General features: G+C 45.8%; 8 protein-coding genes. 5 read left to right on the forward strand and 3 right to left on the reverse strand.

From position 1 onward, the window contains the following. Nucleotides 1–410 precede the first annotated feature (410 nt). The 3 genes from Q5L94_RS10040 to Q5L94_RS10050 form a co-directional block, all read right to left on the reverse strand. Nucleotides 411–2,072, reverse strand: a complete 1,662-nt coding sequence (locus tag Q5L94_RS10040; protein ID WP_317498272.1) for a methyl-accepting chemotaxis protein — start codon at nt 2,070–2,072, stop codon at nt 411–413. 16 nt (nt 2,073–2,088) lie between these two features. Next, nucleotides 2,089–2,814 (reverse strand): DUF5020 family protein, encoded by a 726-nt coding sequence (locus Q5L94_RS10045; RefSeq protein WP_317498273.1) that lies wholly within the window; start codon nt 2,812–2,814, stop codon nt 2,089–2,091. 100 nt (nt 2,815–2,914) lie between these two features. Continuing rightward, nucleotides 2,915–4,888 (reverse strand): sensor histidine kinase, encoded by a 1,974-nt coding sequence (locus tag Q5L94_RS10050; protein ID WP_317498274.1) that lies wholly within the window; start codon nt 4,886–4,888, stop codon nt 2,915–2,917. A 176-nt stretch (nt 4,889–5,064) separates the two neighbouring features. Between Q5L94_RS10050 and Q5L94_RS10055 the strand changes: the two genes are divergently transcribed. The 5 genes from Q5L94_RS10055 (at nt 5,065) to Q5L94_RS10075 (ending at nt 15,582) form a co-directional block, all read left to right on the forward strand. Beyond that, complete coding sequence (locus Q5L94_RS10055) at nt 5,065–7,272, forward strand: EAL domain-containing protein (RefSeq protein WP_317498275.1); 2,208 nt, start codon at nt 5,065–5,067, stop codon at nt 7,270–7,272. Nucleotides 7,273–7,379: 107 nt separating this feature from the next. Next, entirely contained in the window at nt 7,380–10,640 is a 3,261-nt protein-coding gene (locus Q5L94_RS10060) for a PAS domain S-box protein (protein ID WP_317498276.1), read from the forward strand. Beyond that, on the forward strand, nt 10,637–13,534 hold the full coding sequence (locus Q5L94_RS10065; protein ID WP_317498277.1) for an ATP-binding protein: 2,898 nt from the start codon (nt 10,637–10,639) through the stop codon (nt 13,532–13,534). Before Q5L94_RS10060 ends, Q5L94_RS10065 begins: the two co-directional genes overlap by 4 nt. Further along, on the forward strand, nt 13,527–13,913 hold the full coding sequence (locus Q5L94_RS10070; RefSeq protein WP_317498278.1) for a response regulator: 387 nt from the start codon (nt 13,527–13,529) through the stop codon (nt 13,911–13,913). Before Q5L94_RS10065 ends, Q5L94_RS10070 begins: the two co-directional genes overlap by 8 nt. Next, nucleotides 13,906–15,582, forward strand: a complete 1,677-nt coding sequence (locus Q5L94_RS10075) for a diguanylate cyclase (protein ID WP_317498279.1) — start codon at nt 13,906–13,908, stop codon at nt 15,580–15,582. Before Q5L94_RS10070 ends, Q5L94_RS10075 begins: the two co-directional genes overlap by 8 nt. Nucleotides 15,583–15,605 lie beyond the last annotated feature (23 nt).

Here is a 15,605-nt window from a genome sequence, read left to right on the forward strand (position 1 = left end):
TCCGGCACCAACTTCTTCCTAAAGCCCTGCACATTGTGCGGGGCTTTTTCGTTTATGAGTATCGGAAGTAACACGCTTAGTAACACAGTTCAGTAGCCTCGCGTTAACACGTCAAGTGTTGTCTACACGTTTCAATAGTCGTTTTGCCAAAGCCACGTCATTGGAGCCGCTATACAGTTTTCAGTCTGCAATGGCAGTGCATTGTTAGCGCAATAAAGTTTGAATAATAGTTTGCAGGTATTACCGGTACCATTGCCGTGCACGTGAAGCAGAGCGAGTTAACGGCTCTGGGTAGCCCTGACATACACACTCTGCTACCCCCGGGAGATGCCAGATTTGTACCACATGTCCCACCTGCATACTCAGCTTAAAAGCCGCCAAATTGACGGCTCAAGTTACCTCCGGCGAAGCTATCGCGTCTTATACTGTCCCACCAAACTCTCGATATCGCCGGACAACTTACTGAGATTATCGGCTATCTTACGCGCGTTATTGGTACCTTCTACCGACTCCTGAGTAATGCTGACTATGGTATGCAAGTTCTCATTGATGGATTCGGACACCGTAGTCTGTTCTTCCGCGGCAGTAGCAATTTGACTATTCATATTATTAATAGTGGATACGGCTTCATAAATCTCCTTGAGGGATTTATCCACTTCCTGAGTCTGCGCCACCGTGCGGTCGCTGCCTTCGCGGATCTGGTCGATGGCGCTCACCGCTTCTTTAGCACCATTTTGCAAACGACTGATCATCTGGTTGATTTCTTCGGTGCTTTCGGCCGTTCTTGACGCCAAAGTCCGTACCTCATCAGCAACCACTGCGAATCCCCGGCCCTGTTCACCGGCTCGGGCGGCCTCAATTGCAGCGTTTAATGCTAGTAGGTTAGTTTGCTCCGCAATGCCGCTTATTACCTCTAACACGCCACCTATGCTCTTGGACTCACTGCCAACTTTGGAAATCACATCCACACCAGTATTTACATTCTGCTCCAACCCGCGTACCACGCTAATAGCATTATCGATGCGTTGGCTGGCTTCATGCACTTGTCGTTCCACTTCACTGGTGGCGCCTGCTGCATTGCTGGCACTGGACGCCACATCCTGGGCTGTAGTCGACATTTCGTTCATAGCAACCGCTACCTGTTCGCTCTCATCATGCTGGCGTTTTACGCCCGCATCTGCCTGTTCCATGATCTGGCTGAGCTCCTGACTGGATGTAGCCAGTGTTTGCACAGAACCTCGAAGCTGTTCCACCATATTGGCCACTTTCGATGCGAAGGTATTAAAGGCCTGCGCCAAAGCTCCCAGCTCCGCTACCTGATCCTCATCCAGACGTCGGGTCAAATCCCCTTCGCCGCTGGCGATATTCCTCATAGCTTCCACAGCCCGGTTCAATGGCGTAATAATACTTCGAGCTAAAATGAGTCCCAGCCCAATGACCACAACCAGTGATACAGTAGCCACTATGACGGTAAAACCGGCACTTTTATTCGTGCTGGATTGCAGTTCCGATTCCAGCTCTGATAGCTTCGTCTGCAAGTCATCAATGTAGAACCCAGTTGCGATAACCCAGTTGGTACCTGGGTATTTGATAGCCTTGGCTAGTTTAGGGCTGGCCACCGAGGAGCCAGCCTTAGGCCAGTTGTATTCCACATAGCCGCCTCCCTGCTTTGCCGCATCAATATACTCGCGTACCAGGTAACGTCCTTCCGGAGAGCGGCTATCGTAGTAATTTTGACCTTCTCGGCTCGGGTCGTCCGCACTGACGACCTGTACACCATCCGTGTTATAGACAAAGAAATAATTCTGGCCATTGTCATAACGCAGGTTTCGTAAAATATCCTTTAGCTGGTCTTGGTTACTGGCCTTTTTACCCGCCGTTATCGCCATCTCCAGCAGTCTGTCCAATTCCTGGCGCTTTTGTTGATACAAAGCCTCCCGTTGCTGCTCCACACTGGTTTGACTGATATCGTTTGCTGACATTACGGAGATAACGATCAGTACAACGCCCAGAAGCACAGTCGGTACGGCCGCTAACAGAAGAATACGAAGTTTTATCGAGAGTCTGGCCATGTTTGTGCCTCTTTAGTTAAAAGTGGAATTTGACTAACAGGTTGACGTTGGACTCATGGGTAGGAAAACCCAGCGTATCAGCAATACCGAACTTATTGCGCCAGTACACGTATTCAATCCCCAGATACAAACGGTTATCCAGCCCCATGGCTTGGCCGGCGTTCCATTTAAGCTGAGACGTCCAGTTGAGGCTCGCTCGCTGATCCTCAGTACTGGAAAACCAGTCCAGGAAACCGTCATAGAGAAATGACTGCTCAGCAATGGTAAAAGGGTAAGCCCAAGTCGCCGTCAGCTGCCAATTGTCCTCTACCCCGTCATTATTCCTACGATAGGTATTCAATTTCAGGTAGGTAAAGCCTTGTAGATTCAGGTCCACACCTAAACCATGCAAAAAGTGAGTTGCCTGTTGAGACATCTCCACGGTATTTGCAAATAACACATCTTTAATCAGACCATCGTCTTCAGGGCAATAAATGCCTAATTTACAGCCACTCAGACGTGGTGACCACTCAGCGTAATTTTCGCGGCTGCCGTCGCGAGAACGCAAATGATCCAAAAAGAAAAAGCTGTCTCCCCAACTGGCCCCTGCGGCGTGCTCAAAGGTTAATACTTCGCGGCGATTGTCTCCAACACGGTAGTTTTCTCCGTACAAATAAGTGACGCTGACATCCTGCCACAATATTTTTGCCTGCACCGGTATGGTTAAAAAAAGTGCCCCAAGGGCAAGAAGTTTAATTTTCATAGTGTCTCGATATAAGTTTGCAGAACGTTACGAATCTATCTCCGTCTATCGGCAGGTTTCTGCTTTTATTAACAGAAAAGTCTGTGAACAGTTCCGTTGCTTAGGAGAGTCTTGTTGAGTCATCCAAATGTGGAGCAATGACCGGCAGGGTCAGGGTAAAACAACTGCCCTTGCCTTCTCTGCTCTCTACGTCAATGCGTCCGCCCAAAACACCTGTAACTAAATTAAATGTTATGTGTAAGCCAAGACCCGACCCTCCTTTACCCAGTCTCGTTGTATAAAATGGGTCGAAGATTCGCTTGATTCTCTCATCCGGAATACCGCAGCCATTGTCAGCTACCGTCAAGCGTACTTTGTCTGCTTGCTCCTGGCTGGCAACTATCTGAATAGTACCTTCTTCTTGTTCGTCAAACGCATGAATGACGGCATTATTAATGAGGTTCATTAACACCTGAGAAAGCTTGCCCGGATAGCTGTCCATAGAAATACATTGCGGCACATCAATTTCCAGCTTGCTTGGACTTTTTTGCACACTGGGTCTCATCGACAAACTGACTTCTTCTACCAGCCCCTTTAACTCAAATTCGCGCCTTTGCGAACTGGTCTGGTCCACAGCCAGCTGCTTAAACGCTCCAATTAACTCGGCGGCACGTGTTAAGTTTCGCTCAATAATAGTCGCTCCTTGAGTGACATCTTCAAGGTAATTGGCCAGATCACGCCTTGTCATCTGAGCGTTCATTTTTTTACTAAATTGCTTATTGGCATCCAGTACGGAGGTAGACGACATAAGTGCATTTCCTATTGGCGTATTCAGTTCGTGCGCCACCCCTGCAACCAGAGCCCCTAGCGAGGCCAACTTCTCACTTTGCACCAGTTCGTCCTGAACGTCTTCTAAGTGCCGCAACAAAGATTTTAGTTTCTCCCCGTAAGCATTAACCGCCTGGCGCAGTTCTCCCATTTCATTCATTCTGCCGGTGCGCAAAGTCTGACTTGTTTCTTCATCGGTTAACTGTCTTACTTGCACTGTCGTTTGCTGAATTTTATTAATTAAATTGCGGAACAGCACTGCAGCAACAACTCCGACAGCAACCAACAGTGCGCCAATAGCAAGCATTAAGAAAAAACCCATACTATCGGCCATAGCGGTCATTTTACTTCTGGGTAACACCAACCCTATTATCCAACCGGTTTCATCGTTTCTAACCAAATCAACGTACGCTGCTTCTCCAAGAAGCTTGTCGTTGTGAAGTTCGATAAGACCCGTCTCATTGGTTTTATTTATCTGGAGCAGGCTGCTTTTCAGCCAGGGAATATGCGTTGCCAGCTCATTAACGTTTACTAACGAATTTGCATTGCTTTCAATATTCGCTGCAGTAAACGGGAAACTGATCATATGGTTGCTTGAATCTATCGCGAAAGCGTAGCCGTCGTTTTTCTCACCGTAGCGTTGCAGTATTCGGGTGATATCACCAAGTTTGACGTCTATGGTTGCCACACCAGCAAACTCACTGTTTTCATGAATGGGAACAGAGCACGTCACCATCGGTGTACGAGTAAAAGGGTCAACATAGGCCTGTGACCAAATGCAATTATCGCTGCTAGCCCCCATTGCATCTTTGTACCAGTTTGCTTCATGATAACCAGCCCCATCAGAAGCATTGTAATCGTCGACATATTTTAGCTGTCCGTTTTCCCGTCCCCAGAAAAAGCTGCGCCGTTCAATACCTTTACTAAAAGCGCCAGGCTCCGGCCAAATACCACCGCCGGCTATAGAGGAGTCTCCTCGATTATCAATGACAGAAGGCAAGAGATCTTTGAATATTGATTCATTTTTTGGAAGCGAGGTGGCAGCAGCAGCTAACGTACGAGTCAGAACTTCAACTTGGCCCAGTCGAGCATTAATGAGGTCTACAAGTTCGCTTTGGTTTTCGGCAATTTTTTGCTGCTGTTGCTGAAGCAAGTCAGGTTTAACTTTAAACTCCACCACCGCAAAAATAACGAATAGAGCCATTATCAATACCAAAACAAACCCGAGGTTAATTTGGTGCCTTATCATCAAAAGCGGTTTGCTCATAGCCAATGGCCTTTAAACGTAATCCAAAACCGAGCCTTTATCGTAAACTAAATTAATATTTTTGTTAAAATAAAAAGTCAAATAAAAGATTATGACGACCAACATATAACATTTAACCTTGTTTTTGTTAAGTTAGTTATGGTGGTATCCGAGGTTATAGTCTTGAGGTAAAGGTTATGGTGGGCAAAGACGACTTGATCGAATTCGCTGAAGAGGAAGCTGAAAAGCCTGTTTCTAATTCGGTTCCCTGGAAGATACTGATTGTTGATGACGATCCAGACGTTCATGTCACTACCAAAATGGCGCTGAAAGGCTTGGTAATAGAAGAAGCTGAACTCAGCTTCGCCGATGCCTATTCAGCTTCTGAAGGCCTCAGTTTACTAAGAGAAGACGATGATTTTTCTGTTGCTTTAGTCGATGTTGTTATGGAAAGCGATAGCTCTGGCTTGCAATTAGTTCAGGCTATTCGCGATAAGCTTCACAACCACAGTATTCGGCTCATTTTGCGTACAGGGCAACCGGGGTTCGCCCCGGAAAGCGATACCATCCGCCTCTACGACATTAATGATTACAAGACTAAGTCAGAGCTGACCCGAACGCGCCTCATTACCAGTATTGCCATGGCAATACGATCTTACTCGCAAATAAAACAACTGGAAGCCAATAGTAAGGGGCTTACAGAAACCTTAGTCGCTACCGCCGAGCTTGGTCTGCTCTCTGACATCAACCACTTTGCTGCGGGTGTCGTCGAACACCTTTGCACATTGTTGGGCATTGAGAAAGATTGCCTTATTTGTGCGGCTCTGGATACATCAGACAGTCCCCCTTTTATTCTCTCAGCGGCCGGAGATTTTGCATCCTGGCAGGGTGTACCTTTGGAAAAGCTGCCGGAGGAAAATATACGCCAGCTGTTAATGCAAGTGCTCGAATCAAAACAGCATATATTTGAAAGTGGCATTTGCCTGTATCTTCCAGGCATTAATAATCAAGCACTAGCCGCATTCGTAGAACTTGCTCGTCCCATTGAGCAGTGCGAACAACGCCTTTTAGAGGTTTTTTGCAGCAGTGTTGCAATGACCTTCGAAAAGCTGCAACTTTACAGCTCTATCGAAAAGTTAGCGTTTCAGGACTCTTTAATAAAACTCCCCAACCGCAATGGTTTCATGAGTGAAATTGGGCAGCAACTCACTAATCGACCAAAAGAAAAGTACGCCGTTGCGTTAATTGATTTAGACAGTTTCTCATACATGAACAGCGTACTTAATGACGCCTTTGGTGACGAAATTCTATGCGCAGTAGCGCAGCGTTTGTGTAATCGGCTGACCAAAAGCCTCTGTATTGCCCGAGTGGGAGGCGATATTTTTGGTGTTTTGGCGGACGCCAGAGATTTAACGCCTGAAACAATTGAGTCAGTGTTTTCACAGCCTTTCATGCTCCATAAAAATGAGCCTTTGCGTATTTCTGCTACCAGCGGCTTAATCACGGTAGGTGACTCCTCGCTTTCAGCGGCGGAAATCATTAAAAATGCCGGTGTTGCTCTCAAGCAGGCCAAGCATTTTAATCGCGGGAAAACCGTTTTATTTGCTCCTCAGCAAGCCGAGGCCGCCAGAGACAGAATGAGCCTTTTAAGTCGTTTGCGCACGGCATTTTCCAGCGAGCGTCTGACGCTTCATTTTCAGCCTTTTATTAGACTGAGTGATGGTGCTGTTGTTGGTGCTGAATCTTTACTTCGGTGGAAAACGGATAACGGGGAATTTATTCCACCCGACCGTTTTATCCCGCTGGCGGAACAGTCGGGAATGATGGTCGCTATAGGAGACTGGGTGCTGCGTTCCGCTTTGCGTTGGCGTTCGGCTATTAGTGACAAAGTCGAAGACGCTTTTCGTGTAGCAATTAATGTCTCTGTTGTGCAACTGAAAGAAGCGAACTTTGTCGAGTCAGTTATTCAGCATATTCAACAACAAGGGCTTAAAGGCCACCAAGTTGAAATTGAACTGACCGAGTCCATAGCGGCTGAAGACATTGTCAGCATCACTGAGCAATTGAAAAACCTCCGGGCACATGACATTGGCATTTCCATGGACGACTTCGGCACAGGGTATTCGTCACTGAGCGTACTGCGTAACTTACCTTTTACTCGTCTAAAAATTGATCGAAGTTTTGTCAGTGGCAACGCTGCGGGTCACCCCTCTTACAGTGTTGCTCGTACCATTAAAGAGTTAGCAAGTAATTTTAAATTGCGCACCGTCGCCGAAGGTATCGAAACTCAAACTCAGTGCGATGCTCTAACAGTAGCAGGCTGTGAAGAAGGCCAAGGCTACTTCCTTGCTCGCCCCATGGACGCGTACCAATTTGAAAACTGGCTGATGTTAACGTGTGACTAATGAGTTAGCCCGGACGCGACAAAAAAGTATTACCTAAGAAGTTAATTGCAGGTTTTTCTTAAAGTTTCTACTATGAAGCGATATTGACCGACAAGCGGAGCCCACAGATGAAGTCAGCCGGTACCCCCAGCAACGAATACGAACGTTTAAAGGCACTTCGCGAAACGGACTTACTGGACTCCCCTCCAGAGGAACGTTTTGACCGGCTTACCCGCATTGTTAAAAACGCACTGAACTTACCCATTGCATTAATTTCTTTGGTTGACGAGCATCGCCAGTGGTTTAAATCAAAGCAAGGCCTCTCGGCGCCAGAGACGCATCGAGACTTCGCTTTCTGTGCCTACACTATCCTCAAAGATCAAATATTTGAAGTCAGTAACGCTTTGGAGGATGAGCGTTTTGCCGATAATCCTCTGGTTGTTAATGACCCTAAAATTCGATTTTATGCCGGCTGCCCGATTCAAGGCTCAGATGGTCATCGCATCGGCACCTTGTGCGTTATTGATACCCAGCCCCGACAACTTTCTGAGATAGAGAAGACGGTCTTAAAAGACATGGCTGCCGCCGTACAGGACGAAGTAAGGCTAACTAAAAAATTTCGGCAAACATCAAAAAATGAACGACGACTCCAGTCCATTTTAAGAGGCACCAATATTGGCACCTGGGAGTGGAATATCCAAACCGGAGAAACCGTTTTTAATGAACGCTGGGCGAATATTGTCGGTTATACACTTGCAGAGCTTGAGCCGATATCAATCGACACCTGGATGTCACTGGCACATCCTGAAGATCTAGAAAAATCCGGTGAATTATTAGAACAACACTTTCGCGGCGATACTGAATTTTACGACTTTGAAGCAAGAATGCGTCATAAAGATGGTCATTGGGTTTGGGTGCATGACAGGGGCCGTTTAGTCTCTAAAACCCAAAGTGGTGAGCCGCTTCTCATTTCAGGCACACACGAAGATATCACCAAACAGAAGCACGCTGAAATGGAGATAAAGTCGCAACGTGAGTTCCTTGAAAAGGTGATAAACAGTAATGTCGTTGCATTTTTTATACTCGATGCAGAAGGCAATTTTACCTACGCAAACGCCGAGGCAATAAATGTCTTAGGGCTAAAAGCACAGGATGCGCCAGATAAAACCAGTGCGACCTTTGATGACCCCCGTTGGCAAATCAGTCAGCTCGATGGTTCATTTTTTCCTCCGGACGAACTTCCGTTTGCTGTTGTGCGCCGGACAGGTCAGCCTGTCACCGACGTACAACACGCTATCCACTGGCCTAACGGCGAATGGAAAGCCGTTTCAGTGAATGGGGCGCCTCTGGTTAGTGGTGACGACATTCAGTATGTTTTTGCTGTTCGCGACATAACACCAGAAGTAAAAAGTGAACTGGCATTAAAAGCCAGTGAAGCCCAGTTCCGTTCGTTAGTTAACAACATTCCGGGTGTAACCTACCGTTGTCTTTACGACGAACACTGGACCATGTTGTACATGAGCGACAAAATTGATCCGTTGTCGGGCTACCCTGCAAGCGACTTTATTCAAAACAAAGCTCGCAGCTATGACAGTGTCATTCACCCGGATGACAAAAAGCGGTTAGAGTCAGAAGTTGCAAGTGCCATTGAAAAAAGCAACGAGTGGCTACTGGAGTATAGAATTTTACATCGTGATGGCAGTATCCGATGGGCTCAGGAGAAAGGCAGAGCGATAAAAACTGAGGCCGGTCAAGTTGAATACTTCGATGGATTTATCCTGGACATAACACAGGAAAAAAGAAATCAGCAAGAATTGGAGAACCAGCTCGCGGCGTTCAAGGCACTGAACAGGATAGCCTCACTTTCTCCAGAGTACCCGCTGCAACGTATTAATCGGGGTCTGGAACTCGCCTGTTCTTATTTAAACTTAGAACTGGGCATAGTAAGCAGAATCGATGGAAAAGACTATGAGATTATTGCTTTTAGTGCGCCAAAAGAAACAGAATTAACTGCAGGCCTGACTTTCCCTCTTAAAGAAACTTACTGCGAAATTGTTATATCCGAGGGGAAAACAGTCGCTATTCACAACATGGCGTCATCCAAATACCGTCAACATCCCTGCTACGAAACTTTCGGCCTTGAATCTTATATAGGTTTGCCCATTCAGGTAAATGGTTGTCACTTTGGAACACTCAACTTTTCTTCCTCTACAACCCGGGAAAGGCCCTTTAAAGAAACTGAGAAACAATTTTTGAGTCTTCTTGCGCGCTGGGTTTCCTCAACGCTGGAATTTAAACAAAAAAATGAAGCTATCGAGAATAGTGAGAGTCGCTTACGCGGCCTATTTAAGTTGTCTCCCATTGGTATTGCCTTAAACGATTACGAAACAGGAAAATTTATTGACTTGAATGACGCCTTGCTTGCTCCCACAGGATATACGCGCGAAGAGTTCATCTCTTTGAGTTATTGGGATATCACACCTCGTGAGTATCAAGAAGCAGAGCTTGAGCAGTTAGAAGCTTTAGCAAGCACAGGTCGTTTTGGACCGTTTGAGAAAGAGTATGTCCGTAAGGATGGCAGCCGTTATCCGGTGTTGCTAAACGGCATGGTCGTATACGATGACAATGGTCGAAAGTTGATCTGGTCGATTATTGAAGATATTTCTGAGAGAAAGCGCAACGAAGAAATTAAAAACGCTTTTGTCTCGACAGTGAGCCATGAACTCCGTACCCCCATAACGTCGATAACTGGTGCGTTAGATTTATTGCTTGGCAACACTTGTGGCGATTTACCCTCAGCGGCAGTCGAAATGATAGAAGTGGCTAAAAAGAACAGTGTACGCATGAACTTGCTCATTAATGACATTTTGGACCTGGAAAAGCTGCTTGCGGGTAGAATGGAAATGCATTTTGAAAAGGTCGCTATTAACTCTCTTCTGGCAGATATAACCAAGCGGAACAAAACCTATGCCGAGCGATTTCAAGTTGTTTTAGAGCAGACTCCTATCGACCCTTCACTGTCTATTTATGTCGACACTCAACGGTTCGAGCAAGTCATGACCAACCTAATTTCAAATGCGGTTAAGTTCTCGCCAAAAGGTGAGGCCGTGCAAATAAACGCTGAGGCTCAGGGTGAGTTTGTTCGTATTGCAGTAAAAGACAAAGGCGATGGCATTCCTGAGGAATTTCAACCACGGGTGTTTGAAAAGTTCGCCCAGGCCAACTCAACCAACACAAGAGCCACAGGGGGAACCGGCCTTGGCTTATCTATTTCGAAAGAGATCATGGATCGTTTAGGGGGCAGCATAAGCTTTAATACAAATGCGAACGGGACAGAGTTCTTTATATTACTGCCTAGGCCTGATGGCCACTCTGAGGTGGGCGAATGAAACATTATAAGCTCTCCGCCGAAGGCGCAAATTGGCTGAAGTTAATTGCCGGCATTTTATTTGTCAGCATTATTGCTCTCACTGAGTATTTTATTCATGAGTACCGCAACAAACAGCAAGCAGAACGTGACCGTAATGCAGCAGAACTCGCTATAAGGCTTAAATCACAACTTGAGACTGAACTTCATGGTGCCACGTTTTTAACACACGGTATCGAGGCTTACGTCGTTGCCCGGAAAGGGAATGTCGTTCCTGCAGAAATTAATTCCATGCTGGAGCAGGTCTACTCATTCAGTCCTTTCTTTAGAAATATTGGTATTGCACCCGATAATGAAATTCGCTGGGTGATGCCTATTGAGGGAAATGAGGCGGCATTAGGGGTAAAGTATGAAAATTTAGCATCCCAATGGCCGGAGATTAAAAAAACTATTGCGTCAAAAAACGCAAGGCTGCATGGTCCCCTGGAATTAGTGCAAGGAGACTTAGGGCTCATTTATCGCGCCCCCCTTTATATCGAAGGCGCTTACTGGGGGCTGATAAGTGCTGTCATCGACGCTGAAAGCTTATTTGAATCTCTCATGGATGAAGTGGCTGAAGTCGGCACCTCTGTCAAACTCGCTATCAAGCACGGAGACAAAAACAATTTCCCTGTCGAAGGCGTTTTTTGGGGAAACCCATCTACTTTTAACACTGCATCAGCAACCACACTCATCGATATTCCCGGAGGGCGCTGGTTGCTTGCTATTGAAACAGAAAAGACTTTACTTAACTTTTGGCTCTTGCGAGCCGTTGTTTGGGGGCTTTCCTTTATTGGCGTGCTCGGTTTTTTCTATTTAACCCGACATTTTTACCAACAAAAACTGCTCAACTCTCTGTCCACGGAAGTTGAATCCCGGACAAAAGAGCTGAGCGACGTCAACAGTAAACTCTACCATGTGCTCAACGCGGCAAGTGAAACGGCCATAATAGCAACGGATAAAAATGGCCTTATTAATGTGTTTAACCGCGGTGCAGAACGAATGCTTGGATACTCTTCAGCTGAGGTTGTTCATAAAGAAACCCCGGCTATTTTTCATGACTCAGAAGAGGTTGAAGCTAAAGGTCTAAAACTCAGTAAACAATTAGGCCGGAATATTTCAGGGTTTGCTGTGTTTACTGCTATCCCTGATATCGAAGGCTCAGAGAAAGACAGTTGGACTTATATCACAAAATCGGGGGGACGAATCCCCGTCGAAGTTATTGTTACCAAAGAGTTTGACAACGATGGTAACGCGGTTGGTTACCTGGGCTTAGCCAGCGATATGAGCCAACAAGTCAACGACCAACGTGCATTAAAAGAGCTTAAAGAACGACTTGAGTCAGCCACTCAAGTTGCGAATATCGGTGTTTGGGAACTCAATTTAAAGACCCGGGAAATGCTCTGGAACGGGCAAATGCATTCACTAACGGGTGTGAAGAGCGAGGATTTTAAACACAGCTACCACAGTATCGAGTCGGTATTTTACCATGAAGAGAAGCACGAGTTTAACGAGCTATTGAAGAAGCTAGAACGTAAAGCGACCAATGCCGAACCGTTTATTGAAATTCCCCTTCCTCTTGAAACAACGTTTCGTATTATCAGGGCAGACAATGAAGAGCTTCGCTGGATGAAAGGCCATGCGGTCATTCAATGTGATAATGCAGGGGTTCCGGAATCCATGTTAGGAGCCATGCACGACATTTCCTCACTGGTGTTCGCAAAAGAGGCCGCTGAGCAAGCCGAAAAATTAAAGTCTCAATTTTTGTCGACGGTGAGTCATGAATTGCGAACCCCTTTATCCGTTATATCGGGATCACTCTCACTCATGTCACTAGAGGCCGAGACTTTGTCCGAAGAAGCTAAACATGTGTTGGAACTGGCTAACCGAAATAGTAAACGATTAACATTGTTGATTAATGACTTACTTGATATCGAAAAGCTGTCTTCAGGCAGTCTTTCGTTCCAGATTAAAGAATATTCCCTTGAGTTTCTGGTGCAAAAAGCCATTGCAGAAAACCAAGGCTACGCAGCACAGCATCAAGCAAAAATCCTGTTAAATCGAGACATTTCAGCGAATGTCCATATCGCAGTTGATGAGCTGAGGTTCATGCAAGTCATGGCCAACCTGCTATCTAACGCCGCAAAATTCTCGCCGAATGACGGAGAAATTAAAGTAGACACCTCAATAGCTGAAGGTAACGCCTTGGTCGAGGTTATCGACCGTGGACCCGGAATACCAGAAGTCTTTAAAAACAGAGTTTTTGAACCTTTCGCACAAGCCGAGTCTTCTGATTCCCGAAGTAAAGGTGGTACCGGGCTTGGACTCGCTATTACAAAAACCATTATAGAGAAAATGGGCGGAACCATTGGCTTTGAGTCAGTCCCTGGTGAAAAAACACGATTTTGGCTTTTATTACCGATAGTAACTCATGACAGCACAACGCATGAAGTTACCAAGCTTGGCAAGCAAGCAAACCGTCTAAACTATGCTCTTCATTCTCACGCAAAAGCAAACGTATTACACGTGGAAGATTATGACGACTTCTCTACGGTAATTACCGCTATACTCAAAGATACGTATGAAGTCGACACCGCACGGACTATTCGGCAAGCTAAACAAAAGCTGTCATCGCAAAACTACGACTTCCTGGTGTTAGATATTGCTTTACCAGATGGTTCTGGTTGGGAGCTGGTTGATATCGCTAAAAAGGTTAACAATGACATTCAGGTTATCGTAACATCTGATTACGATACAGCTCCTGAGAATATGGCAAATGTTGATGCGATTATGAGTAAGGCAACTTTCACCCGCTCCAAGTTTGTCGGCCTAATTGACAAACTCTCTAAAGATAAAGACAGGAGTCCCGATGTCTGATTTGAAACGTGTTTTATTGGTCGATGATGAACCTGACATCCAGGCAATAGCAAAACTTTCACTGGAGAAAGTTGGTGGGTTTACATCACTTATCTGCTCGTCTGGGCGCGAAGCCATAGACCAAATTTCGGGCTTTAAACCCGACATCGTTTTGCTTGATGTAATGATGCCAGATTTAGATGGCCCTAACACATTAAAACAGCTGCAGGAAAAAGATCTGCTAAATGATACCCCTGTTGTGTTCTTTACGGCCAAAGTGCTGAACTCTGAAATTGAAGAACTGAAAGAGCTTGGGGCAGAAGATGTGATTTCAAAACCCTTTGACCCCATGACTTTGCCAACTCAGCTTAAAGACATCTGGAGCCGCATTAATGAATGATAAGACGCTCTCCGAAAAGCTGGATCCTGAAATTCAGGCTATCCAAAATCAATACAAAGAACGCTTAGTATCAGACGGGAGCAAGCTACAATCACTTGTAGACCAGTTAAGCATTGGCAACGCAAAACAAACAGCTGATAGCCTGCACCGCATTTTGCATTCAATTAGTGGATCAGCTGGCACCTTTGGCTTTAACGAAGCCAGTACGGAAGCGCGCCGTATCGACGAAGTATTGAAGACTCTTATAAGTGAGCAAAGTGAAACGTCTCTCGTGCAAGCTATTCGCCGGGAAATTCCAGAGTTCTGTCAACTATTAAAGCAAGTCAGCATTTTTGACTCAGGCTCAGCTACTGAACTGGCGGTAAGCAACTCCGATACCTCAGCCGAAAAAAACGAAACCATTAAGCACAAACACGATGGGACAGTTTGGCTCATCGAAGAAGACAAGCAATTAGAAGCTCAGTTTTCAAAGCAGCTGATAAGCTTTAACTTTAAAATTCAGACGTTTGAATTAGAGCAGGCGCTTAAAGTAGCTAAAGAGGAAGGCTGGCCTGACGCCATTATTATCGATTTAGATGGTGAAGATTTTAATGCAATTTCAGACATTGATACCGTTTTAAACGAAGTGAGTGAACCACCAAGAAGACTCATCATGCTCTCCGAAGATGACGGCTTTGATCAGAGAATGAAAGCGGCCAAAGCCAGGGCAATCAGCTTTCTGAAAAAGCCGGTCAGTCTGTCTGAGTTAATAAGTCATTTGGAAGCGGTTTTAGCCAGACAAGAGTTTGAGCCTCCTCGTGTCATGCTAATTGATGACGACAAAGAGCTATGCTCATTCATAAAGATTGAGCTAGAGGCTGAGGGAATGCAGGTCAAGGTTCTTGATAACATTAAAAATATCATCCCGGAGCTGGCCGAATTTAGACCCGAGTTGATTTTACTTGATATGGAAATGCCTGATTATTCAGGTATCGATATTGCGTTGTTAATACGACAGCATGTGCAGTTCGAAAGCCTCCCCATTGTCTATCTGTCAGCCGAAAGGGATATCGACAAGCAGACCGAGGCACTATTGTTTGATGCTGACGATTTCTTATCAAAACCGATATCGCACAAGCGCCTCACTTCTTCTATTCGCTCGCGGGTGCACCGGGCAAGAGTGCTCGAACAGTTAATCAGTAAAGACGGATTAACCGGCCTTTTAAAGCATGCGGCCATCAAAGAGCATGCGACACGTGAACTCGAAAGAGCTCGCCGGGACGGGGGCATGCTATCCATTGTGATGCTGGACATTGACCATTTTAAACGGGTCAATGATACCTACGGCCACGCTACCGGTGATACTGTCATTGCATCACTTGCCACCTTATTGCGTCACAGATTTCGAAAAACAGATATCGTTGGTCGCTATGGTGGTGAGGAGTTCATGATTATTTTGCCAAACACTAACGAAAGCGACACTTTCGACGTTGTCGATGGTATCAGAAAGGTATTTAGCGAAATGGAGTTCACTGCGCAGGGTGAAACTTTCTACTGTACGCTTTCAGCCGGTTGTATCTGTTCTGAAGACTTCTCCTCAAAAGCCAGCGTTTCAGAATTGATTGAAGCCGCAGACAAGGCACTTTACGTTAGTAAAAATAATGGGCGTAACCAGGTAAGCAAGCGATAATCAACTTTGAGCATGCATCTGAC

It is taken from the genome of Idiomarina sp. Sol25 (assembly GCF_033052775.1).
Taxonomy (GTDB): Bacteria; Pseudomonadota; Gammaproteobacteria; order Enterobacterales; family Alteromonadaceae; genus Idiomarina.